Source organism: Pseudomonas oryzihabitans, assembly GCF_024652905.1.
Classification (GTDB): Bacteria; Pseudomonadota; Gammaproteobacteria; order Pseudomonadales; family Pseudomonadaceae; genus Chryseomonas; species Chryseomonas benzopyrenica.
On sequence record NZ_CP102428.1, the window covers coordinates 3,318,376 to 3,339,577 of the forward strand.

At 65.1% G+C, this 21,202-nt stretch carries 20 protein-coding genes; 14 read left to right on the forward strand and 6 right to left on the reverse strand.

What is annotated here, in order from left to right:
* The first annotated feature begins 120 nt into the window (after window positions 1–120).
* Complete coding sequence (locus tag NRG74_RS15345) at window positions 121–1,131, forward strand: alpha/beta hydrolase family protein (protein WP_257704701.1); 1,011 nt, start codon at window positions 121–123, stop codon at window positions 1,129–1,131.
* Here NRG74_RS15345 and NRG74_RS15350 read toward each other — a convergent pair.
* The 3 genes from NRG74_RS15350 to NRG74_RS15360 are packed head-to-tail and all read right to left on the reverse strand — an operon-like array spanning window position 1,106 to window position 3,551.
* The gene (locus tag NRG74_RS15350) at window positions 1,106–1,870 is read right to left on the reverse strand and encodes a DnaJ domain-containing protein (RefSeq protein ID WP_017640360.1); all 765 of its coding nucleotides are present in this window, start codon (window positions 1,868–1,870) and stop codon (window positions 1,106–1,108) included. The two genes, NRG74_RS15345 and NRG74_RS15350, sit on opposite strands and share 26 nt — an antisense overlap.
* Complete coding sequence (gene murU, locus NRG74_RS15355) at window positions 1,867–2,532, reverse strand: N-acetylmuramate alpha-1-phosphate uridylyltransferase MurU (RefSeq protein WP_257704702.1); 666 nt, start codon at window positions 2,530–2,532, stop codon at window positions 1,867–1,869. The genes NRG74_RS15350 and murU overlap by 4 nt, the downstream gene beginning before the upstream one ends.
* Window positions 2,529–3,551 (reverse strand): aminoglycoside phosphotransferase family protein, encoded by a 1,023-nt coding sequence (locus tag NRG74_RS15360; protein ID WP_257704703.1) that lies wholly within the window; start codon window positions 3,549–3,551, stop codon window positions 2,529–2,531. Before NRG74_RS15360 ends, murU begins: the two co-directional genes overlap by 4 nt.
* Window positions 3,552–3,670: 119 nt before the next feature.
* On the opposite strand from NRG74_RS15360, the gene NRG74_RS15365 reads away from it, so the two are divergent.
* The 11 genes from NRG74_RS15365 (at window position 3,671) to NRG74_RS15415 (ending at window position 17,608) form a co-directional block, all read left to right on the forward strand.
* The gene (locus tag NRG74_RS15365) at window positions 3,671–6,475 is read left to right on the forward strand and encodes an LPS-assembly protein LptD (RefSeq protein ID WP_093254944.1); all 2,805 of its coding nucleotides are present in this window, start codon (window positions 3,671–3,673) and stop codon (window positions 6,473–6,475) included.
* Window positions 6,456–7,751, forward strand: coding sequence for a peptidylprolyl isomerase (locus NRG74_RS15370; RefSeq protein ID WP_017640356.1), 1,296 nt, complete (start codon window positions 6,456–6,458; stop codon window positions 7,749–7,751). The genes NRG74_RS15365 and NRG74_RS15370 overlap by 20 nt, the downstream gene beginning before the upstream one ends.
* Window positions 7,752–7,801: 50 nt before the next feature.
* On the forward strand, window positions 7,802–8,797 hold the full coding sequence (pdxA, locus tag NRG74_RS15375) for a 4-hydroxythreonine-4-phosphate dehydrogenase PdxA (protein ID WP_257704704.1): 996 nt from the start codon (window positions 7,802–7,804) through the stop codon (window positions 8,795–8,797).
* Between the two features lie 88 nt (window positions 8,798–8,885).
* Complete coding sequence (gene rsmA, locus NRG74_RS15380; protein WP_017640354.1) at window positions 8,886–9,677, forward strand: 16S rRNA (adenine(1518)-N(6)/adenine(1519)-N(6))-dimethyltransferase RsmA; 792 nt, start codon at window positions 8,886–8,888, stop codon at window positions 9,675–9,677.
* A 34-nt stretch (window positions 9,678–9,711) separates the two neighbouring features.
* Window positions 9,712–10,098 carry a Co2+/Mg2+ efflux protein ApaG gene (gene apaG, locus NRG74_RS15385; RefSeq protein ID WP_093254953.1) on the forward strand — a complete coding sequence of 129 codons (387 nt, stop codon included), beginning with the start codon at window positions 9,712–9,714 and terminating at the stop codon, window positions 10,096–10,098.
* Between the two features lie 8 nt (window positions 10,099–10,106).
* Window positions 10,107–10,928: a symmetrical bis(5'-nucleosyl)-tetraphosphatase gene (locus tag NRG74_RS15390; RefSeq protein ID WP_064306808.1), complete on the forward strand. Its 822-nt coding sequence runs from the start codon at window positions 10,107–10,109 to the stop codon at window positions 10,926–10,928.
* Window positions 10,925–11,254 carry a thiosulfate sulfurtransferase GlpE gene (gene glpE, locus NRG74_RS15395; protein ID WP_017640351.1) on the forward strand — a complete coding sequence of 110 codons (330 nt, stop codon included), beginning with the start codon at window positions 10,925–10,927 and terminating at the stop codon, window positions 11,252–11,254. The genes NRG74_RS15390 and glpE overlap by 4 nt, the downstream gene beginning before the upstream one ends.
* 365 nt (window positions 11,255–11,619) lie before the next feature.
* Window positions 11,620–13,542, forward strand: a complete 1,923-nt coding sequence (locus NRG74_RS15400; protein ID WP_064306876.1) for a PrkA family serine protein kinase — start codon at window positions 11,620–11,622, stop codon at window positions 13,540–13,542.
* 76 nt (window positions 13,543–13,618) lie between these two features.
* Window positions 13,619–14,890 carry a YeaH/YhbH family protein gene (locus tag NRG74_RS15405; protein ID WP_007159743.1) on the forward strand — a complete coding sequence of 424 codons (1,272 nt, stop codon included), beginning with the start codon at window positions 13,619–13,621 and terminating at the stop codon, window positions 14,888–14,890.
* Window positions 14,887–16,428, forward strand: a complete 1,542-nt coding sequence (locus tag NRG74_RS15410) for a SpoVR family protein (protein ID WP_064306809.1) — start codon at window positions 14,887–14,889, stop codon at window positions 16,426–16,428. The genes NRG74_RS15405 and NRG74_RS15410 overlap by 4 nt, the downstream gene beginning before the upstream one ends.
* 52 nt (window positions 16,429–16,480) lie before the next feature.
* Window positions 16,481–17,608: a multifunctional CCA addition/repair protein gene (locus NRG74_RS15415; protein WP_017639523.1), complete on the forward strand. Its 1,128-nt coding sequence runs from the start codon at window positions 16,481–16,483 to the stop codon at window positions 17,606–17,608.
* Window positions 17,609–17,995: 387 nt separating this feature from the next.
* On the opposite strand, the gene folK is transcribed toward NRG74_RS15415, so the two are convergent.
* Both folK and folB read right to left on the reverse strand, forming a co-directional pair.
* Window positions 17,996–18,529 carry a 2-amino-4-hydroxy-6-hydroxymethyldihydropteridine diphosphokinase gene (gene folK / locus NRG74_RS15420; protein WP_231357123.1) on the reverse strand — a complete coding sequence of 178 codons (534 nt, stop codon included), beginning with the start codon at window positions 18,527–18,529 and terminating at the stop codon, window positions 17,996–17,998.
* Window positions 18,526–18,879 (reverse strand): dihydroneopterin aldolase, encoded by a 354-nt coding sequence (folB, locus tag NRG74_RS15425; RefSeq protein ID WP_257704705.1) that lies wholly within the window; start codon window positions 18,877–18,879, stop codon window positions 18,526–18,528. Before folB ends, folK begins: the two co-directional genes overlap by 4 nt.
* Before the next feature lie 110 nt (window positions 18,880–18,989).
* On the opposite strand from folB, the gene plsY reads away from it, so the two are divergent.
* On the forward strand, window positions 18,990–19,559 hold the full coding sequence (gene plsY / locus NRG74_RS15430; protein ID WP_257704706.1) for a glycerol-3-phosphate 1-O-acyltransferase PlsY: 570 nt from the start codon (window positions 18,990–18,992) through the stop codon (window positions 19,557–19,559).
* A 45-nt stretch (window positions 19,560–19,604) separates the two neighbouring features.
* Here plsY and tsaD read toward each other — a convergent pair whose 3' ends face one another.
* Window positions 19,605–20,630, reverse strand: coding sequence for a tRNA (adenosine(37)-N6)-threonylcarbamoyltransferase complex transferase subunit TsaD (gene tsaD / locus NRG74_RS15435; RefSeq protein ID WP_257704707.1), 1,026 nt, complete (start codon window positions 20,628–20,630; stop codon window positions 19,605–19,607).
* Window positions 20,631–20,835: 205 nt separating this feature from the next.
* Here tsaD and rpsU point away from each other — a divergent pair, with 205 nt between their 5' ends.
* The gene (gene rpsU, locus NRG74_RS15440) at window positions 20,836–21,051 is read left to right on the forward strand and encodes a 30S ribosomal protein S21 (RefSeq protein ID WP_007159750.1); all 216 of its coding nucleotides are present in this window, start codon (window positions 20,836–20,838) and stop codon (window positions 21,049–21,051) included.
* Window positions 21,052–21,202: the final 151 nt, after the last annotated feature.

Consider the following 21,202-nt stretch of genomic DNA (forward strand, 5'->3'; position numbering starts at 1 on the left):
GTTGAGGGGCGGCATTGTAACGGAGATCCGTGTGCGGCTCGGGCGTTCCCGCTGCCCCGACGGGGCGAACGGCGGTAGGCTCGCCAGGGTCAACCATCCCCTTGTTGAGGATTCCCGTCGATGTCGTCACCTGCCCTGCTGCCGCTTTGCCTCCTCCTGCTCGGCCTTGCCGCCCCGGTGCTTGCCGAAGAGGCTCCCAGCCCGGCGCCGGAACCGCCTGTGGCTCCTACAGCCCCGGCGCCAGCGCTGACGCGCAGCCAGGAGCAGCAGCAGGCGCTCATGCGGCAGCTGCCCGCCGAGCAGCAGAAGACCCTGCAGGCCGGCGACGAGTCCTTTCTCGCCCTGCTGTTGCCCGCTACCCGCGCCAAGGCCGCCGGCACGGTGGTGCTGGTGCCGGGCGCTGGCGAATCGGCCGACTGGCCCAATGTGATAGCCCCCGTGCGCCAGGAGCTACCCACTTACGGTTGGCAGACCATCAGCCTGAGCCTGCCCGACCCCTATGACCCGGTGGTGGCGATCGAGCGCGATACCGCCCCGGCGGACACCGACGCCCAGGCCAACAGCGAGCAGACGGCACCGCCGGTCACCGGTGGCAGCGGCACGGCGCCCGCCGCTCCGACCCAGGCCGAAGCCGGCAGCGGCGAACCAGCCCAGGCGGCGGTCGCGCCGGTCGATCCTGAAGCCGCGGCCAATGCCCAGGCCACCCGGGTGCTGGCGCGCATCGCCGCTGGCATCGACCTGGCGCTGCAACAGGGCGCCAATCCCATCGTGCTGGTCGGCCACGGCACCGGCGCCTACTGGGCGGCGCGCTATCTCGCCGAAAAGGAGCCAGCCGAGATCAAGCAACTGGTGCTCATCGATGGTCGCGAGCCCGAGGGGCTGCCGCCGCGGCTGGACGCCACTATGGGCAAGACCGACCTGCAGATCGCCGATTTGGTGCACGCACCCGGACCGGCCGCCCAGCGGCGCAAGACGCGCGCAGCGCAAAAGGCTAACAAGGGCTATCGGCAGATCGAATTGCCGGTCATCCCGGGCGACCGGGCCGCGGAGCAGGAACAGACCGTCCGCCGCCTGCGCGCCTGGCTGGATCGACTACCGCCAGCCGCTAGCGAAAGCCCCGCCGCTTCTTGATCACCTGGTAGGCAGCGTGCAACTCGGCGGTACGCTGGGCAGCGGCATAGACCGCCGACTGGCCCGCTCCGGCACCGGCCTTCTTGTCGGGATGGTGACGAGAGAGCAATCGGCGATAGGCCTGCTTGACCGTGGCCGCGTCGGCATCGTCGGTGACGCCGAGCAATTGCAGGGCCTTGCGGTATTTCTCTTCGTTGCTGGGCTGCCGCGGCGCCGCTTGCACGGGCGGTTGCAGGGCCAGCACCTGGGCTTCGGCCAGCCCCATCGCCTGCCCCCAGCCGAGGATTTCATCGCGATCACCGGGGCGTACGCTGCCGCTGATCCAGACCATGCGCCAGCAGGCGCGCAGAATCAGCTCACTGCGCTCGCTGAGTCGTTGCAGGTCTGCCGCTGACGGCAGGGTGCCACCCTTGCCCTGCTCGAAGGCGGCGATGGCTTTCTTGCGGTCGTCCGCCCCCAGCCCCAGCCGCTCGATCTCGCCTTCGGCCTGGCGGATATGGGCGGTCAGCACCCGGCCACCACGCTTGGCCAGCCGACCGAGCATCTGGAATTGCGCCTGGTGCTCGAAGCGGCCAGGGCGTCCCTGCCAGCGTGCCTTCCAGCCCGCCAGGGAGGTCAACCCCAGCTGGCGCTCGCCGGCATGGGCGAGCAACGCCACCAGCAGGGCGCCGGGAATACTGGCCACCGCCCAACCGGCCAGGAAACCCAGCAGCGTCAGCGGCCAGAACCAGAGCTTCAAGAATCCATCCCGAACAGTTGCTCCGCCTCGGCCAAGCGTTCCAGGGTGCCTACGTCCACCCAGCGTCCCGCCAACCGCTGGCCCGAGACCTGCCCGGCGACAATGGCCGGTCGCAGCACATCGACCAGCTTGAAGGCTCCTGCCGTGCATTCGGAGAAGAGCTGCGGGTGCAGCACGGCGATGCCGCTGTAGGTGAGCTTTTCCAAGGCCTCCAGGGTGATCTGCCCATCCACCAGGCCGAAATCGCCGCTGGGGTGATGAACGGGATTGTCGACCAGCACCAGGTGCGCCAGGCAGCCGGCGGGCAGTGCCAGGGCCGCGAAATCGACATCGGTGCGGATGTCGCCATTGATCAGCATGAAGGGTTCACTACCCAGCAGTGGCAGCGCCCGAAAGATACCGCCCCCGGTCTCCAGCGGCTCACCTTCGGCGGAAAAGCGAATGGAGACACCCAAGCGACTGCCGTCGCCCAGGACGGCTTCCAACTGGTCGCCCAGCCAGGCGTGGTTGATCACCAAATCGGTGATACCGGCGGCGGCCAGCGCCTGGATATGGTGCTCGATGAGCGGACGACCGTTCACTTCGATCAGCGGCTTGGGGCGCGTCAGCGTCAGCGGACGCATCCGTTCGCCCTTGCCCGCCGCCAGGATCATGGCCTTCATGGATGGGCTCGCTCGGCGTGCAACTCGTCCAGCAAGGCGCCCAGGTCCGCCAACTCGGGTCGCCGTGCGACCACGGTCCGGATGTAGGCGAGAAAGCGCGGGCTATCGGCGACGTAGCGTGGCTTGCCATCGCGGTGCCAGATGCGGGCGAAGATGCCCAGCACCTTGAGATGACGCTGCACGCCCATCAGGTCCGAGGCCCGCTGGAAGTCGGCGAACTCGGCCTGCACCGGTATGCCGGCGGCGCGCGCCTGTTCCCAGTAGCCCAGCAGCCAGCGCTGCACCAGCGGCTCCGGCCAGCTGAGGAAGGCATCCTTGAACAGGCTGGTGATGTCATAGGTCACCGGCCCGATGACCGCATCCTGGAAGTCCAGCACGCCCGGATTGGGCGTGCTGAGCATCAGGTTGCGCGGCATGAAGTCCCGATGGACCAGCACCTGGGGCTGCGCCAGGGCACTGTCGATCAGCAGCCGGCAGACGGCCTGCCAGCGTTCGAGTTGAGTGGCACTCAAAGTCAGGTCCAGTTCACGCCCGACATACCACTCCGGAAACAGCCCCAGTTCGCGGGCGAGCAGAGCCTCATCGTAGAGCGGTAGGCTGCCGTTCGTCGGCTGCTTGCCCTGGAAAGCCAGCAGGGCATCAATGGCCGCCTGGAAATAATCGTCGGCATTGGCCGCGTTGATCACCTCCAGGTAGGTCAGGGTGCCGAGGTCGCTCAGCAACAGGAATCCCCGCTCCAGATCCTGGGCCAGGATGCGTGGCACATGGACCCCGGCTTCTGCCAGCAGCCCGGCCACCCGGACGAACGGACGGCAGTCCTCCTGCGGCGGCGGCGCATCCATCACGATCAGGCTGCGGCCCTCGCCCGCCCAGCGGAAATAACGGCGAAAGCTGGCATCGCTGCTGGCCGCGGTCAGGCTGCCCGTGGGCACCTCGCCCCAGGCCTGCTCCCGGAAAATTTCCGGTAGAACGGTGGTCAGCCAGTCTTCTATCTGGTTTAAGCGAACATCTTCAGTCATTTGCAGCGGATCCCTCGGCCCTAGCCGATGCGCAGGTCATGTTTTATTATCCGCTATCTTTTTGAGCCCATCGAGAGGCCGCGGCCCCTTAATGGCCGGCGTGCAGGACGACTTTAAGGATGGCCGTGAAAACCCCCGCGTTTCGCAGAAAATTTCCCCTCTTGGTAACCGGCAGCCTGCTCGCCATGCAGCCCGTCACCGCCCTTATCGCCGCCCCCGCCGAGCAGTTCAGCTGTAGCGCCGGAGCCGGCGGTGGCTGGTCGTGCAACACCCAGGCACCCGCCGCCGCCATCCCGCCCCGGCCCAGCAAGGGCGAAACCCAGGGCATCGCCGCCGAGCCGGCCGCGCGCCAGGGCGACGCCGCCGTGCTGGTCACCGAGAGCAAGGGTCGTGCCCTCAAGTCCCGCAGCGCCGACTACAGCCACCTGGACTGGGTCCCGCGCGAGCAACTGACCCCGGCCCAGTTGGCCGAGACCGGTCCCTACTGCAGCGGCGCCTATGTCGAGCCGCAGCGCCCGGGCATGTACGACGACACCCCGACCGCCAAGGCCCCGACCTACGTTTCCGCCAAGGCCTCGCGCTACGAGCAGGAGCAGCAGGTCGCCACCCTGGCCGGTGACGTGGTGCTGCGCCAGGGCGGCATGCAGGTGGAATCCCAGGAAGCCAACCTGCACCAGCTGGAAAATCGCGGCGAACTCAAGGGCAACGTCAAATTCCGCGACAACGGCCTGTTGATGGTCGGTGACAAGGCCGATCTGCAGCTGGACAACGGCCAGGTCCAGGTCGACAACGCCGAATTCGTCATGCACCAGAGCCGTGCCCGCGGCAGCGCGCTCTATGCCAAACGCGGCGACGACGCCATCATCCGCCTCAAGGATGGCACCTACACCACCTGCGAACCGGGCAGCAACGCCTGGCAGGTCAAGGGCAACACCGTCACCCTGAACCCAGCCACCGGCCTGGGCTACGCGACCAACGCCACGCTGCGGGTCAAGGACATTCCGGTCCTCTATACGCCCTTCATCTACTTCCCGATCGACGACCGTCGCCAGTCCGGTTTCCTGGCGCCTTCGATCAGCACCTCCAGCGACACCGGCTTCGCGATCACCACGCCCTACTACTTCAACCTGGCGCCCAATTACGACGCCACCCTCTATCCGCGCTACATGGCCAAGCACGGCCTGCAGACCGAGGGCGACTTCCGCTACCTGACCCGCAGCAGCGAAGGCGAGGTCTACGGCTCCTACCTCAAGGACACCGATCCGGAGCACGAAGGCGAACCGGAAGCCACCGACAGCCGCTGGCTGTACGGCTGGAAGAACCGCAGCGGCCTGGATTCGCGCCTGATGGCCGAGGTGGACTACACCCGCATCAGCGATCCCTATTACTTCCAGGACCTGGACACCGACCTCGGCATCAACAAGCCGACCTACGTCAATCAGCAGGGTCGCCTGACCTACCGTGGCGACACCTTCGTCGCCGGCCTCAACGCCCAGGCCTACCAGCTGGCTACCGTCTCCGACGTGACGCCCTACAACCGCCTGCCGCAGCTGACCCTGAGCGGTGCCCTGCCCTACAACCCGGGCGGTCTGGACTTCACCTACGACACCGAGGCGGTGCGCTTCACCCGCAGCTTCGACGACAACACCTACTTCGACCTGGACGACAACGGCAATCGCACCAACGTGCGCAACCGTCCCGATGTCAACCTCTTCGGCCTGACCCGCGCCGAAGGCAATCGCTACCACGTCGAGCCGGGCATCGCCCGCCCGATGACCGCGTCCTGGGGCTTCCTGACGCCGTCGCTGCGCTATGCCTACACCCGCTACGACCTGGACCTGGACAGCACCGGCCAGAACGACCTGAACTCGCCGCTGGTCGGCGGTAGTCGTCGCGCCTCGGCGGGTTCCAGCGTGACCAGCTTCAATGACAGCCCGACCCGCTCGGTGCCGATATTCAGCCTCGACAGCGGCCTCTATTTCGACCGCACCTCGAATCTGTTCGGCGAAGGTGGCAAGCAGACCTTCGAACCCCGCGCCAAGTACCTCTATGTACCCAATCGCGACCAGGACGATCTGCCGGTGTTCGATACTGGCGAATACACCTTCAGCTACAGCTCGCTGTGGCGCGACAACCGCTTCACTGGTCGCGACCGCATCGGCGATGCCAATCAGCTGGCCCTGGGTGCCACCAGCCGCTTCATCGAGCCCAATGGCTTCGAGCGCGCCAACGTGAGCTTCGGTCAGCTGTTCTACTTCCGTGATCGTGAAGTGCAGCTGCCCGGCCTGACCAAGGACGACCTGGCCTACGCCCGCAGCCTGGGGCAGAACATCGACAATCCCCAGGCCACCACCTCGCGCTCGCCCTATGCCCTGGCCGGCATGTATCGCTTCAACCGCGACTGGCGCGTGAACGGCGAATTCAACTGGGATCCGACCCTGCACCAGACCGACTCCGGCAGCGTCATGTTCCACTATCAGCCGGAAGCCGAGCCGGGCAAGATCCTCAACGTCGGCTACCGCTATCGTGACAACGTCCGGGTGTTCGATCCAAACTTCGGCCGCTTCACCTACAACAGCGACGACTACAAGGTCGACCAGCACGACATCTCCTTCATCTGGCCGATCGTGCCCCAGTGGTCCGCCATCGCCCGCTGGCAGTTCGACTACAACAAGAGCCGTACCCTGGAAGCCTTCGGTGGCTTCGAGTACGACAACTGCTGCTGGAAGCTGCGCCTGATCAGCCGCTACTGGCTCAAGAGCGAAGACGACGTCTTCTACACCGCCCAGAGCTCCGAAGCCGATCGCGGGATCTTCCTGCAGATCGTGCTCAAGGGACTCGGCAACGTCTTCGGCGGCAAGACCGAAGGCTTCCTGGACAGAGGCATTCAAGGCTATCGTGAACGTGAAGACCAAGCTATGTAACGCCCTGCGCCCGCTCGCCCTGGGCGCGGCGCTCGCTCTCTCCCCTCTGGCTCAGGCTGCCGTGGTTCCGCTGGACAAGGTCGTGGCCATCGTCGACAACGACGTGGTCATGCAGAGCCAGCTCGATCAACGCCTCAACGAGGTCAAGCAGAACATCACCCGCCGGGGCGCCTCGGCGCCGCCGGAAAGCGAACTGCGTCAGCAGGTACTCGAACGGCTGATCCTGGAAGACATCCAGATGCAGCTGGCCGGCCGCATGGGCGTGAAGATCTCCGACGAGGAGCTCAACCAGGCCGTCGCCACCATCGCCCAGCGCAATGGCCTGAGCGTGGCCGAATTCCGCCAGGCCCTGGCCCGCGACGGCCTCTCCTACGATGCCGCTCGGGAGCAGGTCCGCCGCGAGATGATGATCAGCCGGGTGCGCCAGCGCCAGGTCGGTCAGCGCGTGCAGGTCACCCAGCAGGAGGTGCAGAACTTCCTCGCCTCGGACCTGGGCAAGCTGCAGCTGTCCGAAGAGTATCGGCTGGCCAACATCCTGATCCCGGTGGCGGACAATGCCGGCACCGCCGGTCTCGACGCCGCCGCACGCCAGGCCCAGGACACCTACAACCAGCTGCGTCAGGGCGCCGACTTCAACCAGTTGGCCATCGCCCGCTCGGCCGGCGACAACGCCCTCGACGGTGGCGAGATCGGCTGGCGCAAGGCCGCCCAGCTGCCCCCGCCCTTCGACCGCCTGATCGGCAGCGTCGGCGTCGGCGGCATCACCCAGCCCGTGCGCGTGCCCGGTGGCTTCGTGATCCTCAAGGTGGAAGAGAAGCGTGGTGGCGAGGCCAGCATCGTCGACGAGGTGCATGTCCGGCACATCCTGCTCAAGCCCAATGCCGTACGCAGCGACGCCGAGACCCAGCGGCTGGCCGCGCGCCTGCGCGAGCGCATCCAGAATGGCGAGAGCTTCGCCACCCTGGCCAAGAGCTTCTCGGAAGATCCGGGCTCGGCGCTCAACGGTGGCGACCTGGGCTGGATCAATCCGGAATCCCTGGTGCCGGAATTCCGCGAAGTGATGAACAGCTCGCCGGTCAACCAGCTGTCGCAGCCGTTCCACACGCCGTTCGGCTGGCACATCCTGGAAGTCCTGGGCCGTCGGGCCACCGACAACACCCAGCAGGCGCGCGAGCAGCAGGCCTTGAATCTCCTGCGCAATCGCAAGTACGACCAGGAGCTGCAGACCTGGTTGCGCCAGATCCGCGACGAAGCCTACGTCGAGATCAAGCAGTAACCCCAAGGCCGCAGGCATCCCCTGCGGCCTTCTTGTTTCCGGAGCCCGCCATGGCCCTGCGCTTCGCCCTGACCCCCGGTGAACCCGCCGGTATCGGTCCCGACCTCTGCCTGCTGCTGGCGCGCGTTGCCCAGCCCCACGCCCTGATCGCCATCGCCAGCCGCGACCTGCTGGCCGCCCGCGCGGTGGAACTGGGGCTCGCCATCGACCTCATCGCGGTAGACCCCACGGCCTGGCCCGACCGCCCGGCGCCGGCTGGTGCCCTCTATGTCTGGGACACTCCGCTGGGCGCGCCGGTGGTGACCGGGCAGCTGGATACCGCCAATGCCGCCTACGTCCTGGAGACCCTGACCCGCGCCGGCCAGGGCTGTCTCGACGGCATCTTCGCCGGGATGATCACCGCGCCGGTGCACAAGGGCGTGATCAATGACGGCGGCGTGGCCTTTTCCGGCCACACCGAATTCCTCGCCGAGCTGACCGACACCCCCCAGGTGGTGATGCTGCTGGCGACCGCCGGCCTGAGGGTGGCCCTGGTCACCACCCACCTGCCGCTGCGCGAGGTGGCAGATGCCATCGATCGCCAGACGCTGCTGAACGTGACCCGCATCCTGCACGGCGATCTGCAGCGCTATTTCGGCGTCGCCCGGCCGCGGATCCTGGTCTGTGGCCTCAATCCCCATGCCGGCGAGGGCGGTCACCTGGGCCGCGAAGAGCTCGAGATCATCGAGCCGGCGCTGGACAGCCTGCGCGCCGAAGGCCTCGACCTGGTCGGGCCGCTGCCCGCCGACACCCTCTTCACCCCCAAGCACCTCCAGCACTGCGACGCGGTCCTGGCCATGTACCACGACCAGGGCCTGCCGGTGCTCAAGCACAAGGGCTTCGGCGCCGCGGTCAACGTGACTCTGGGTCTGCCGATCATCCGTACCTCGGTCGACCACGGCACCGCCCTCGACCTGGCCGGCAGCGGACGCATCGATACCGGCAGTCTGAAGGTCGCCCTGGAGACCGCCTACAGCATGGCGGCCCATCGCCGTTCGGTGACCTGAGCGCTCCAGTGACGGTCAAGGGTCTGCTAAACTGGTGGGTCTTTGCCGTCTTGAAATCGCAGGCCCGCTGCCTGCGCCGGAGCACCTGATGACCGAGCTTTACCAACACCGCGCCCGCAAGAGGTTCGGCCAGAACTTCCTGCACGACGCCGGGGTGATCCATCGCATCCTTCGCGCCATCCACGGGCGACCCGGCGAGCGACTGCTGGAGATCGGCCCGGGCCAGGGCGCCCTCACCGAAGGGCTGCTCGGCAGCGGCGCCCGGCTCGATGTCATCGAGCTGGACCAGGACCTGATTCCCCTGCTCAGACTCAAGTTCGGCCTCAATCCGCTGTTCACCCTGCACCAGGGTGACGCCATGAAATACGACCTCTCTAGCATCGCCGCGGGCGATCGACTGCGGGTGGTGGGCAACCTGCCCTACAACATCTCCACGCCGCTGATCTTCCACCTGCTCAGTTTCGCCGACATCATCGCCGATATGCACTTCATGCTGCAGAAGGAAGTGGTGGAACGTCTGGCGGCGGTGCCGGGCAATGGCGACTGGGGCCGGCTGTCGATCATGGTGCAGTATCACTGCCGCGTGGAGCACCTGTTCAACGTCGGTCCGGGTGCCTTCAATCCACCACCTAAGGTGGATTCGGCCATCGTCCGCCTGGTGCCCCATACCGAGCGCCCCCACGTGGCCCGTGACCCGGTCCTGCTCGAACGCGTCGTCCGCGAGGCCTTCGGCCAGCGCCGCAAGACCCTCAGGAACACCCTCAAGGGCACCCTGGACAGCGCCGCCATCGAAGCCGCCGACGTCGATCCCGGGCTACGCCCCGAGCAGCTGGACCTGGCCGCCTATGTGCGCCTGGCCAACCAGTTGGCGTCCAGCTGAAGCCTTTCCACCCGTATCCGCAGAGAATCCTTTCGTGACCGAGCCCGATCCGCGCTACCTCATCACCGTGCAGGTCACCACCCGCTACCTGCCCGAACAATCCAGCGCCAGCCAGGAGCGCTACGCCTTCGCCTACGATGTGAGCATCCGCAATGACGGCCAGCTGCCGGCGCAACTGCTCAGCCGCCACTGGATCATCACCGACGGCAATGGCGAGGTGCAGGAAGTGCGTGGGCCGGGCGTGGTGGGCGAGCAGCCGCTGATCGCCCCGGGCGCGACCCACAGCTATTCCAGCGGCACCCTGATGCCGACCCAGGTCGGCAGTATGAGGGGCAGTTACCAGATGGTCGCCAGCGATGGCCACCTCTTCGACGCCGCCATCCCCACCTTCCGCCTGGCCGTACCGGGCTCGCTACACTAGGACTGCCGATGACGCTGTACGCCGTTGGTGACTTGCAAGGTTGCCTCGACCCGCTCAAATGCCTCCTCGACGAGGTCCGCTTCGATCCCGCGCAGGACCGCCTCTGGCTGGTAGGTGATCTGGTCAACCGCGGACCTCAGTCGTTGGAAACCCTGAGATACCTGTACGCGATACGCGATTCGGTGGTCAGCGTCCTGGGCAACCACGACCTGCACCTGCTGGCGGTGGCCCTTGGCGGCGCCAGACTGAAAAAGCAGGACACCCTGAGCGACATCCTCGCCGCTCCCGATCGCGACGAACTGCTGAGCTGGCTGCGCCACCTGCCGCTGATCCAGCACGATGCCGAACGCAACTGCGTGCTGGTCCACGCTGGCCTGCCACCGCAATGGACGCTGACCCAGGCCAAGAGCCTGGCCGGCGAAGTGGAGGCCGTGCTGCGCGATGACCAGGCCCATGTGCCCTTTCTCGAGCAGATGTATGGCAATGAGCCGGCGCTCTGGCAAGATGATCTCCAGGGCCAGGAGCGCCTGCGCCTGATCACCAACTACCTGACGCGCATGAGATTCTGCAGTCCGGAAGGTCGGCTGGAATTCAAGAGCAAGGAAGGCCTGGACAGTGCGCCGGCCGGCTTCGCCCCCTGGTTCAGCCACGAGCATCGGCTGACCCGCGACGTGCGCATCCTGTTCGGCCACTGGGCCGCGCTCAAGGGTCGCTGCGCAGCGCCCAATGTCGAGGCCCTCGACAGCGGCTGCGTCTGGGGCGGCGACATGACCCTGCTCGACGTCGACGGCAACCGCCGTCATCTCTGCAGTTGCAAGGAGAAGAAATGAGCGAATTCACCTGTATCTCCCCCGAACGGGCCCTGGAACTGCGCAGTGAGGGCGCCCGGATCGTCGACATCCGCGATCCGCACAGCTACGCCACCCTGCACGTCGCCGGCGCCCAGCGGATCGACAACCAGAACATCCATGACTTCATCGCCGCCGCCGATCTCGACGCGCCGCTGCTGGTGTTCTGCTACCACGGCCATTCCAGCCAAAGCGCAGCGGCCTTTCTCGCCGGCCAGGGCTTCAGCCAGGTCTACAGTGTCGACGGCGGCTTCGAAAACTGGCGCACCCTCTATCCCGAGCAGACCGAAAGCGGCGCGGGCGTTTAACACAGCGGCTTGACGCTGTGGTTACAAGAATAAACCGAATTGGCTCTTCCACATCTCGCAGATAGGACTATTCTGGAATCAGGCCCTCCGGAAACGGCGGGCTCGATAACCGGCTTTGGACCATCGGTGTAACCACTGGAGATTCGGGGGAATTCCAGGGGGACCGTTTCCATCGGTCTCCTTCGTGCGTCTCTCGAAACCCAACCCTTCTCTGCAAGCGTGTAAGGATCGATTAGGCAAGACGACCGCGAAGGTATTAGAGACGTTATCTTTCGTCGCCCGGCATGACCGCTCCCCATCGGCAGCAAGGCAAGGCTCCAGGCATCGATTCCAAGCTGGTCCAGGGTATCCAGCGAGGAGACGTCATGAGCATTTTCAGTCACTTCCAGGGGCGTTTTGAAGCGACTCGCCAGGAAGAGTATTCCCTTCAGGAATACCTTGAGATCTGCAAGAAGGATCGTACCGCCTTTGCCAGTGCCGCCGAGCGCATGCTCATGGCCATCGGCGAACCCGAACTGGTGGACACCACCAGCGACTCACGCCTGTCCCGCATCTTTTCCAACAAGGTCATCCGCCGCTATCCGGCCTTTGCCGACTTCCACGGCATGGAAGACTGCATCGAGCAGATCGTGTCCTACTTCCGCCATGCGGCGCAGGGCCTGGAAGAGAAGAAGCAGATCCTCTATCTGCTCGGCCCGGTGGGTGGCGGCAAATCCTCTCTCGCAGAGAAACTCAAGCACCTGATCGAGAAGGTCCCCTTCTACGCCATCAAGGGCTCGCCGGTGTTCGAATCGCCGCTGGGGCTGTTCAATCCCGACGAAGACGGCCAGATCCTCGAAGAGGACTACGGCATCCCTCGCCATTACCTGCGCAGCATCATGTCACCCTGGGCGGCCAAGCGCCTACAGGAATTCGGCGGTGACATCAGCAAGTTCAAGGTGGTCAAGCTCTACCCGTCCATCCTTAACCAGATCGCCATCGCTAAGACCGAACCGGGCGACGAGAACAACCAGGACATCTCCGCCCTGGTGGGCAAGGTGGACATCCGCAAGCTGGAGGAATACCCGCAGAACGATGCGGACGCCTACAGCTATTCCGGCGCCCTGTGCCGCGCCAACCAGGGCCTGATGGAATTCGTGGAGATGTTCAAGGCCCCGATCAAGGTCCTGCACCCCTTGCTGACCGCGACCCAGGAAGGCAACTACAACAGCACCGAAGGCCTCGGCGCCCTGCCCTACAGCGGCATCATCCTGGCCCACTCCAACGAATCCGAGTGGCACACCTTCCGCAACAACAAGAACAACGAGGCCTTCATCGACCGGATCTACATCGTCAAGGTGCCCTACTGCCTGCGTGTCTCCGACGAGATCCACATCTACGACAAGCTCTTGGTCAACAGCTCCCTGGCCAACGCCCATTGCGCGCCGGACACCCTGAAGATGCTGGCCCAGTTCTCGGTGCTCTCGCGCCTCAAGGAACCGGAAAACTCCAACATCTACTCGAAGATGCGCGTCTACGACGGCGAAAACCTCAAGGACACCGATCCCAAGGCCAAGTCGATCCAGGAATACCGCGACAGCGCCGGCGTCGACGAGGGCATGAACGGCCTCTCGACCCGCTTCGCTTTCAAGATCCTCTCGCGGGTGTTCAACTTCGACGCCAACGAGATCGCGGCCAACCCGGTGCACCTGCTCTATGTGCTGGAGCAGCAGATCGAAGCCGAGCAGTTCCCGGCCGAGACCCGCGAGCGCTACATGAGATTCATCAAGGAATACCTGGCGCCACGCTACGTGGAGTTCATCGGCAAGGAGATCCAGACCGCCTACCTCGAGTCCTACAGCGAATACGGCCAGAACATCTTCGACCGCTATGTGCTCTACGCAGACTTCTGGATCCAGGATCAGGAATACCGCGATCCGGAAACCGGCGAGATTCTCAATCGCGCTTCTCTCAACGAGGAACTGGAGAAGATCGAGAAACCGGCCGGCATCAGCAATCCGAAGGATTTCCGCAACGAGATCGTCAACTTCGTGTTGCGCGCCCGTGCCAACAATAACGGCAAGAATCCGAGCTGGCTGTCCTACGAGAAGCTGCGCGCGGTGATCGAGAAGAAGATGTTCTCCAACACCGAGGAGCTCCTGCCGGTCATCAGCTTCAATGCCAAGGCCAGCAAGGAAGATCAGCAGAAGCACAGTGATTTCGTGACCCGCATGGTGGAGCGCGGGTACACCGAGAAGCAGGTGCGACTGCTGTCCGAGTGGTATTCACGGGTACGCAAGTCGCAGTAAGGCAGCCTGAGGCTGAACCCGCGACGACGCGCCTGCCGCGTCGTCGTGGCGTCCTGCAATAGCCCGGAGGGCCTGTATGAGCTATGTCATCGACCGGCGTCTAAATGGCAAGAACAAGAGCACGGTGAACCGCACGCGTTTCCTGCGGCGTTATCGTGAGCACATCAAGAAGGCGGTCGAGGAAGCCGTGAGTCGGCGCTCCATCACCGACATGGAACATGGCGAGCAGATCAGCATTCCTGCCCGCGACATCGACGAGCCCGCACTGTACCAAGGCAAGGGCGGGCGCCAGACCATCGTCCACCCGGGCAACAAGGAATTCGTCAGCGGCGAACGCATCCCGCGGCCCCAGGGCGGCGGCGGTGGCCAGGGTCAGGGCAAGGCCAGCAACAGCGGCGAAGGCATGGACGAATTCGCCTTCCAGATCACCCAGGACGAATTTCTCGACTTCATGTTCGAGGACCTGGAGCTACCCAATTTGGTCAAGAAGCAACTGACCGGCACCGACACCTTCAAGACGGTCCGTGCCGGCATCAGCAACGAGGGCAATCCTGCCCGCATCAACATCATCCGCACCCTGCGCGCCTCCCATGCGCGGCGCATCGCCCTCTCCGGCGGCAGTCGCAACAAGCTGCGCGAAGCCAAAGCGGAGCTGGCGCGGCTGCGGGTGGAGGAGCCCGACAACCTGGGCGACATCCAGGCGCTGGAGGCCGAGATCGAGCGACTGCGCGCGCGCATCGACAAGGTGCCCTTCCTCGACACCTTCGACCTCAAGTACAACCTGCTGTCCAAACAGCCCAGCCCCAGCTCCAAGGCGGTGATGTTCTGCCTGATGGACGTCTCCGGCTCCATGACCCAGGCCACCAAGGACATCGCCAAGCGTTTCTACATCCTGCTCTACCTCTTTCTCAAGCGGAACTACGAGCGCATCGAGGTGGTGTTCATCCGCCACCACACCAGCGCCAAGGAAGTGGACGAGGAAGAGTTCTTCTACTCCCGCGAAACCGGCGGCACCATCGTCTCCAGCGCGCTCAAGCTGATGCAGGAGGTCATGGCCGCGCGCTATCCGGTCAACGAATGGAATCTCTATGCCGCCCAGGCCTCCGACGGCGACAACTGGAACGACGACTCGCCCATCTGCCGGGAGATCCTGACCAAGCAGATCCTGCCGTTCATGCAGTACTACACCTATGTGGAAATCACCCCGCGCGAGCACCAGGCGCTGTGGTACGAATACGAGAACGTCCGGGGCAGCTTCCCGGATTCCTTCTCGCAGCAGCAGATCGTCTCGGCGGGGGATATCTATCCCGTGTTCCGCGAACTGTTCCAGCGGAGACTCGTGTCATGAAACGTGAGCCCATCTCCACCGGCTCGGAATGGACCTTCGAGCTGATCCAGACCTACGACCGGGAGATCGCCCGGATCGCCAAGCGCTATGCGCTGGACACCTATCCCAACCAGATCGAGGTGATCACCGCCGAGCAGATGATGGATGCCTATGCCTCCGTCGGCATGCCCATCGGCTACAACCACTGGTCCTACGGCAAGCACTTCCTGCATACCGAGAAGCACTACAGCCGCGGCCAGATGGGCCTGGCCTACGAGATCGTGATCAACTCTGATCCCTGCATCGCCTACCTCATGGAAGAGAACACCATGACCATGCAGGCGCTGGTGATCGCCCACGCCTGCTATGGCCACAACAGCTTCTTCAAGGGCAACTACCTGTTCCGCACCTGGACCGATGCCAGCTCCATCATCGACTACCTGGTGTTCGCCAAGCAGTACATCACCCAGTGCGAGGAACGCCATGGCATCGATGCCGTGGAAGAACTGCTGGATTCCTGCCATGCGCTGATGAACTACGGGGTGGATCGCTACAAGCGGCCCTACCCCATTTCCGCCGCCGAGGAACGCCAGCGGCAGAAGGAGCGCGAGGAGCAGTTGCAGCGCCAGGTCAACGATCTCTGGCGGACCATTCCCAAGATGGCCGGCAAGGAGGCCCATGACGAAGGGGCGCGCTTCCCCAGCGAACCCCAGGAAAACATCCTCTATTTCGTGGAAAAGCACGCGCCGCTGCTGGAGCCCTGGCAGCGCGAGGTGATCCGCATCGTGCGCAAGATCGCCCAGTACTTCTATCCCCAGCGCCAGACCCAGGTGATGAACGAGGGTTGGGCCACCTTCTGGCACTACACCCTGCTCAACGATCTCTACGACGAGGGCCTGGTCACCGAAGGCTTCATGTTCGAATTCCTGCAATCCCACGCCGGGGTGATCTACCAGCCGGGCTTCGACAGTCCCTACTACAGCGGCATCAACCCCTACACCCTGGGCTTCGCCATGTTCCGCGACATCCGCCGCATCTGCGAGGACCCCACGGAGGAAGACCGCCGCTGGTTCCCTGACATCGCCGGCAGCGACTGGCTGGCCACCGTCACCTTCGCCATGAAGAGCTTCAAGGACGAAAGCTTCATCCTGCAGTATCTCTCGCCCAAGGTGATCCGCGACCTCAAGCTGTTCAGCATCCTCGATGACGACCAGCGCGACGAACTGGAGGTGGCGGCCATCCACGACGACGGCGGTTATCGCCTGATCCGTGAGCAACTCGCCGCCCAATACAACCTGGGCAATCGCGAGCCCAATGTGCAGATCTGGAACGTGGACCGGCGTGGCGATCGCTCCCTTACCCTTCGCCACTTCCAGCATGACCGCAAGCCGCTGGGCAACTCCACGGACGAGGTGCTCAAGCACCTGCACCGGCTCTGGGGCTTCGACATTCGGCTGGAAAGCGTGAGGGGCGAAGACGTCACCCACAGCTTCCAGGTTCCGCCCCGCCATGAGAGCCGCGATCACGACCGCCGCCTGGATCTGGCGTCGCCGATCTGAGCCGAGTCGCTCTTTCGGGCTATCCTAGACCTCCGCAAGGAGGTCTTTTTCTATGCAAATCTACAAGGTGGGCGGTGCCGTACGGGATCGCCTGCTCGGCCGACCGGTCACCGAAGTCGACTGGGTCGTGGTGGGCGCCACCGCCGAAGCCCTCGCCGCCCAGGGCTATCGCCCGGTGGGCGCCGATTTCCCGGTGTTCCTGCATCCCCAGACCGGTGAGGAATACGCCCTGGCCCGTACCGAACGCAAGAGCGGGCGCGGCTACGGTGGCTTCACCTTCCACGCCGCGCCCGATGTCACCTTGGAACAGGATCTGATCCGTCGCGACCTGACCGTCAACGCCATGGCCGAAGACGACGACGGCCAGGTCATCGACCCCTACGGCGGCCGCGCCGATCTCCAGGCGCGCCTGTTGCGCCACGTCTCGCCCGCCTTCGCCGAAGATCCGTTGCGCGTGCTGCGCGTCGCCCGCTTCGCCGCCCGCTATTGCAGCCTGGGTTTCCAGGTGGCGCCCGAGACGCTGCTGCTGATGCAGGAGATGGTCGCCAGTGGCGAGCTGGACGCCCTGACCGCCGAACGACTTTGGAAGGAAATCTCGCGCGCCCTGCTCGAAGAGCGACCCGATGTCTTCATTCGGGTGCTGCACGACTGCGGCGCCCTGGCGGCGCTCCTGCCGGAGGTGGCTGCCGGGTTCGCCGGTGAGCAACCCGAACCCGGCGCCCGGGTCTATGCCACCCTGCGCCAGAGCGCCGAGGTCCAGGCCTCACTGAACGTACGCTGGGCCTGCCTGCTGCTGGACGTACCGGAAGAGCGACATGCTGCCATCAACGCCCGCCTCAAGGTCCCGCGCGAACCCGCCGAACTGGCCTTGTTGCTGGCGCGCCATTGGCCCACGGCCCTGCAGGCGCGACAGCTGACACCGGAGGCCTGGTTCGAGCTGCTGCAGGGTTTCGACGTCTTGCGGCGTCCGGCGCGCTTCGAGGAGTTCCTCCAGGCCTGCACCTGTGCGGCGGCGGTAAGGACCGACGACGGCGAACCACCGTTGACCCTGCTGCGCCAGGCAGCCGAGGTGTTGCGCGGGGTCGAGGTCCAGCCCTTGGTCGCCCAGGGCTTCAAGGGCGCCGCCCTGGGCGAGGCCCTCAAGCAGGCCCGCCTCGACGCCCTGGCCCAGCTCTCGTAGGTTGGCGCTGAGCGCCGCGAGGCCCAACAATGGCCGCCATGCATGCCGCCTGTTGGGCTTCGACGATAGAGCCGTCTCAACCCAACCTACCCTACCCGTAGGTTGGGTTGAGCACAGCGAAGCCCAACACCCCTACCCCGGAGCACCGCTGGGCTTCGACGATGGTGCCGTCTCAACCCAACCTACGGCAGGAAGAGGAAGGCCAAGCGCAAGCCGGGTCCCCGTAGGTTGGCGCTGAGCGCAGCGAAGCCCAACACCCCTACCCCGTAGCTCCGTTGGGCTTCGACGATGGTGCCGTCTCAACTTACGGCAGGAAGAGGAAGGCCAAGCGCAAGCCGGGTCCCCGTAGGTTGGAGCTGAGCGCAGCGAAGCCCAACGACCACTGCGTTACGCCAGCTTGGCGCCAAGCAACGCTGCCGGCGTCAACGCCATACCCTTCCAGCTAAAGGATACCGGCCGCAGCACCTGGGTGGTCTGGTCGCGCATCTCCTGCCACAGCTCGTCAAAACTCCGACCATTGTCCGGGTGCCGCCGCTCACCGGCCAGTAAGGCCAGCGGCCAGAGCACGAAGGCGTTGCGCAGGATCTCGGCGCGCGGCAGGGTCAGGCCATCGAACTCGCCGCTCAGGTCGCCATGCAGCAGGATATCGATGTCCAGCGGCAGGCCCTGGCGATCCGGCGCATAACGACCGCTACGGGTTTCGATGGCCTTGAGTCTCTGACTCAGGGTCGCGGGATCGAGCTCGGTGTCACCCGCCACCACCAGGTTGAAGAAAGGCGCGCTGCGGATACCCACCGCCTCGCTTTCGAACACCGGTGAGCACTGCAGGTCGGTCAGCAGCGTCGCGAGTTCGTCCAGGGCCATGCCCAGATGCTGCTCGCGCTGGATGTTGCTACCCAGCCCCAGATAGACCCGGGTCACGCCTGCCCCCGCTCGATCTCCACGCCCACGCCCCGGGCGGTCGGCACCGCACCGGGCTTGGTGATGCGCAGGCGCAGCCAGGGCAGCTTGAACTCCGCCTGCAGCAAGGCGGCCAGGCGCTCGGCGAAGGTCTCGACCAGTTCGAAGGCGGTCTCGTGGGCAAAGGCGGTGATGCGCTCGGCCACCGCTGCATAGTTCAGGGTGTGTTCGATTTCGTCGTTCGCGGCCGCCGCGCGGATATCCCAGCCCATGGTGAGATCGATGCGCAGGCACTGGCGGATGTCACGCTCCCAGTCGTACACCCCTATCACGGTGTCGACCTCGAGCCCCTCGATGAAAACCTTGTCCACTGCCTTTGCCTCGCACCTTTAGCGTGCTCTGTGTGATCGTCACCGCCGGCCTATCGTCGGGCGGCGGGCTGTCGGTAGAATCGAGCCTTCTCCTGGCGCGGAACCCTACCATGTTCTGGCTGCTGCTCCTGCTGGCCTACCTGCTGGGCTCGCTGTCCTTCGCCGTGCTGCTCAGTCGCCTGTTCGGCACCTGCGATCCGCGTCACGACGGCTCCGGCAATCCCGGCGCCAGCAACATGCTGCGCCTGGCCGGACGCAAGCTGGCGCTGCTGACCCTGGCCGGCGACCTGAGCAAGAGCCTGATTCCCGTGCTCATCGCTCAGCAGCTGGGACTCTCGCCGCTGCAGCAGGCCTGGATTGGCCTGGCTGCCGTGGTCGGTCATCTCTATCCGCTGTACTTCCACTTCAGAGGCGGCAAGGGCGTCGCCACGGCCGCCGGTCTGCTGCTGGGGGTCTATCCACCCGCTGCCCTACTGGGTCTCGCCCTTTGGGCCACGGTGTTCGCCACGCTCCGGATCGCCTCCCTGGCGTCGCTAGTGGCGCTGCTCGGCATCCTGCCGCTGTTCGCCTGGCAGCGCCCGGACCTGTTGGCGCCGATGCTGCTGCTCGCGCTGCTCATCCTGATTCGCCATAGACACAATCTGCGCGCCCTGCGTCAGGGGACCGAGCGTCATTTTTGACCCTGGCGCCGCACGGGGATTACCCGGCGACGCCCTCCGCCCGTCTCAGAGCGCCGCCAGCTGCTCCATGGGCCAGCGCGCCTTGACGGCAATGGCCGGGCCCTCGTGCTGGCCAGCCAGCAACCGCTGGCAACCGGCATAGGCGATCATGGCGCCATTGTCGGTGCAGAAGCGCGGCCGGGCATAGAAGACGTGACCACCCAGCTCGCCAAGCATCTGCTCCAGCGTCTGGCGCAGCGCCTGGTTGGCACTGACGCCACCGGCGATCACCAGTGACTTCAGACCGGCCTGCTTCAGCGCTCTCTTGCACTTGATCGTCAGGGTCTCGACCACCGCCGTCTGGAAGGCCAGGGCGATGTCGCAGCGGGTCTGCTCGCCATCGTCACCGGCGGCCTTGCAACGCTGCCAGGTGGTGAGGGTGAACGTCTTGAGACCACTGAAGCTGAATTCCAGCCCCGGCCGATCGGTCATCGGTCGCGGGAAGACGAAGCGGCCTGGGACGCCACGCTCGGCCAGGCGCGCGATTTCCGGTCCGCCCGGATAGCTCAGGCCCAACAGCTTGGCGGTCTTGTCGAAGGCCTCGCCGGCGGCGTCGTCCAGGGACTCGCCCAGCACCGTATAGCGACCGATGCCATCCACCTGTACCAGCTGGGTGTGGCCACCGGAGACCAGCAGGGCGACGAAGGGAAACTGCGGCGGCTGCTCTTCGAGCATGGGCGCCAGCAGATGACCTTCCATATGGTGGACGCCCAAGGCGGGCACGCCCCAGGCCAGCGCCAATGCCTGGGCGCAGGCCGCGCCCACCAGCAGGGCGCCGACCAGACCGGGGCCGGCGGTATAGGCGATGGCGTCCACGTCTTCAGGGCGGCTGCCCGCCTCGTCCAGCACTTCGCGGATCAGCGGCAGCATGCGCTTGACGTGGTCGCGCGAAGCGAGCTCCGGCACCACGCCACCGTAGACACGGTGCAGATCGATCTGGCTGAACAGCGCATCGGCCAGCAGGCCGCGCTCGCTGTCGTAGAGGGCGACGCCGGTTTCATCGCAGGACGTTTCCAGTCCCAGAACACGCATGGAGATAAGCCTTCGAGGGTATAAGATGTCAGGCTGCGCATGATAAGCGCCGCTTCCAGCACCGGCCAGCGCTTTTCGTCCGCCAGGGCTTGGCAGCAAGGCAGTTGAAGAGTTACTATCCGCAACCCTTAAAAACCGACGCTTCCCGTGCCCTTTTGCCGCTAGCGTTGGATTAAACCTCGGTAAATTTGAAGGTACGACCTGGATGCCCAACGTCAAAGTCAAAGAAAACGAACCCTTCGACGTAGCGCTGCGTCGTTTCAAGCGTTCCTGCGAGAAGGCCGGTGTACTGGCCGAAGTTCGTAGCCGCGAGTTCTACGAAAAGCCCACCGCTGAGCGCAAGCGTAAAGCTGCCGCCGCGGTCAAGCGTCACGCCAAGAAAGTACAGCGCGAGCAGCGCCGTCGCGAGCGCCTGTACTGAGTTACAGCGCTCTTCTGGCGTCATAAGACAACCCGACCTCTGGTCGGGTTGTTTGTTTCTGGCCCTCCCGTTTCGCCCTGGCGTCCTCTGGCGCTAGACTGCCCTCCTCGCTCCACCCTCCGCTCTTCGCCCTTCTATCCAGACGCTGACC

Excerpts from the sequence above, each read along its gene's own strand:
- NRG74_RS15345 (WP_257704701.1), top strand. The coding sequence starts at position 121 with ATGTCGTCACCTGCCCTGCTGCCGCTTTGCCTCCTCCTGCTCGGCCTT.
- murU (WP_257704702.1), bottom strand. The coding sequence starts at position 2,532 with ATGAAGGCCATGATCCTGGCGGCGGGCAAGGGCGAACGGATGCGTCCG.
- NRG74_RS15360 (WP_257704703.1), bottom strand. The coding sequence starts at position 3,551 with ATGACTGAAGATGTTCGCTTAAACCAGATAGAAGACTGGCTGACCACC.
- NRG74_RS15365 (WP_093254944.1), top strand. The coding sequence starts at position 3,671 with ATGGCCGTGAAAACCCCCGCGTTTCGCAGAAAATTTCCCCTCTTGGTA.
- pdxA (WP_257704704.1), top strand. The coding sequence starts at position 7,802 with ATGGCCCTGCGCTTCGCCCTGACCCCCGGTGAACCCGCCGGTATCGGT.
- rsmA (WP_017640354.1), top strand. The coding sequence starts at position 8,886 with ATGACCGAGCTTTACCAACACCGCGCCCGCAAGAGGTTCGGCCAGAAC.
- NRG74_RS15390 (WP_064306808.1), top strand. The coding sequence starts at position 10,107 with ATGACGCTGTACGCCGTTGGTGACTTGCAAGGTTGCCTCGACCCGCTC.
- glpE (WP_017640351.1), top strand. The coding sequence starts at position 10,925 with ATGAGCGAATTCACCTGTATCTCCCCCGAACGGGCCCTGGAACTGCGC.
- NRG74_RS15400 (WP_064306876.1), top strand. The coding sequence starts at position 11,620 with ATGAGCATTTTCAGTCACTTCCAGGGGCGTTTTGAAGCGACTCGCCAG.
- NRG74_RS15405 (WP_007159743.1), top strand. The coding sequence starts at position 13,619 with ATGAGCTATGTCATCGACCGGCGTCTAAATGGCAAGAACAAGAGCACG.
- NRG74_RS15410 (WP_064306809.1), top strand. The coding sequence starts at position 14,887 with ATGAAACGTGAGCCCATCTCCACCGGCTCGGAATGGACCTTCGAGCTG.
- NRG74_RS15415 (WP_017639523.1), top strand. The coding sequence starts at position 16,481 with ATGCAAATCTACAAGGTGGGCGGTGCCGTACGGGATCGCCTGCTCGGC.
- plsY (WP_257704706.1), top strand. The coding sequence starts at position 18,990 with ATGTTCTGGCTGCTGCTCCTGCTGGCCTACCTGCTGGGCTCGCTGTCC.
- tsaD (WP_257704707.1), bottom strand. The coding sequence starts at position 20,630 with ATGCGTGTTCTGGGACTGGAAACGTCCTGCGATGAAACCGGCGTCGCC.
- rpsU (WP_007159750.1), top strand. The coding sequence starts at position 20,836 with ATGCCCAACGTCAAAGTCAAAGAAAACGAACCCTTCGACGTAGCGCTG.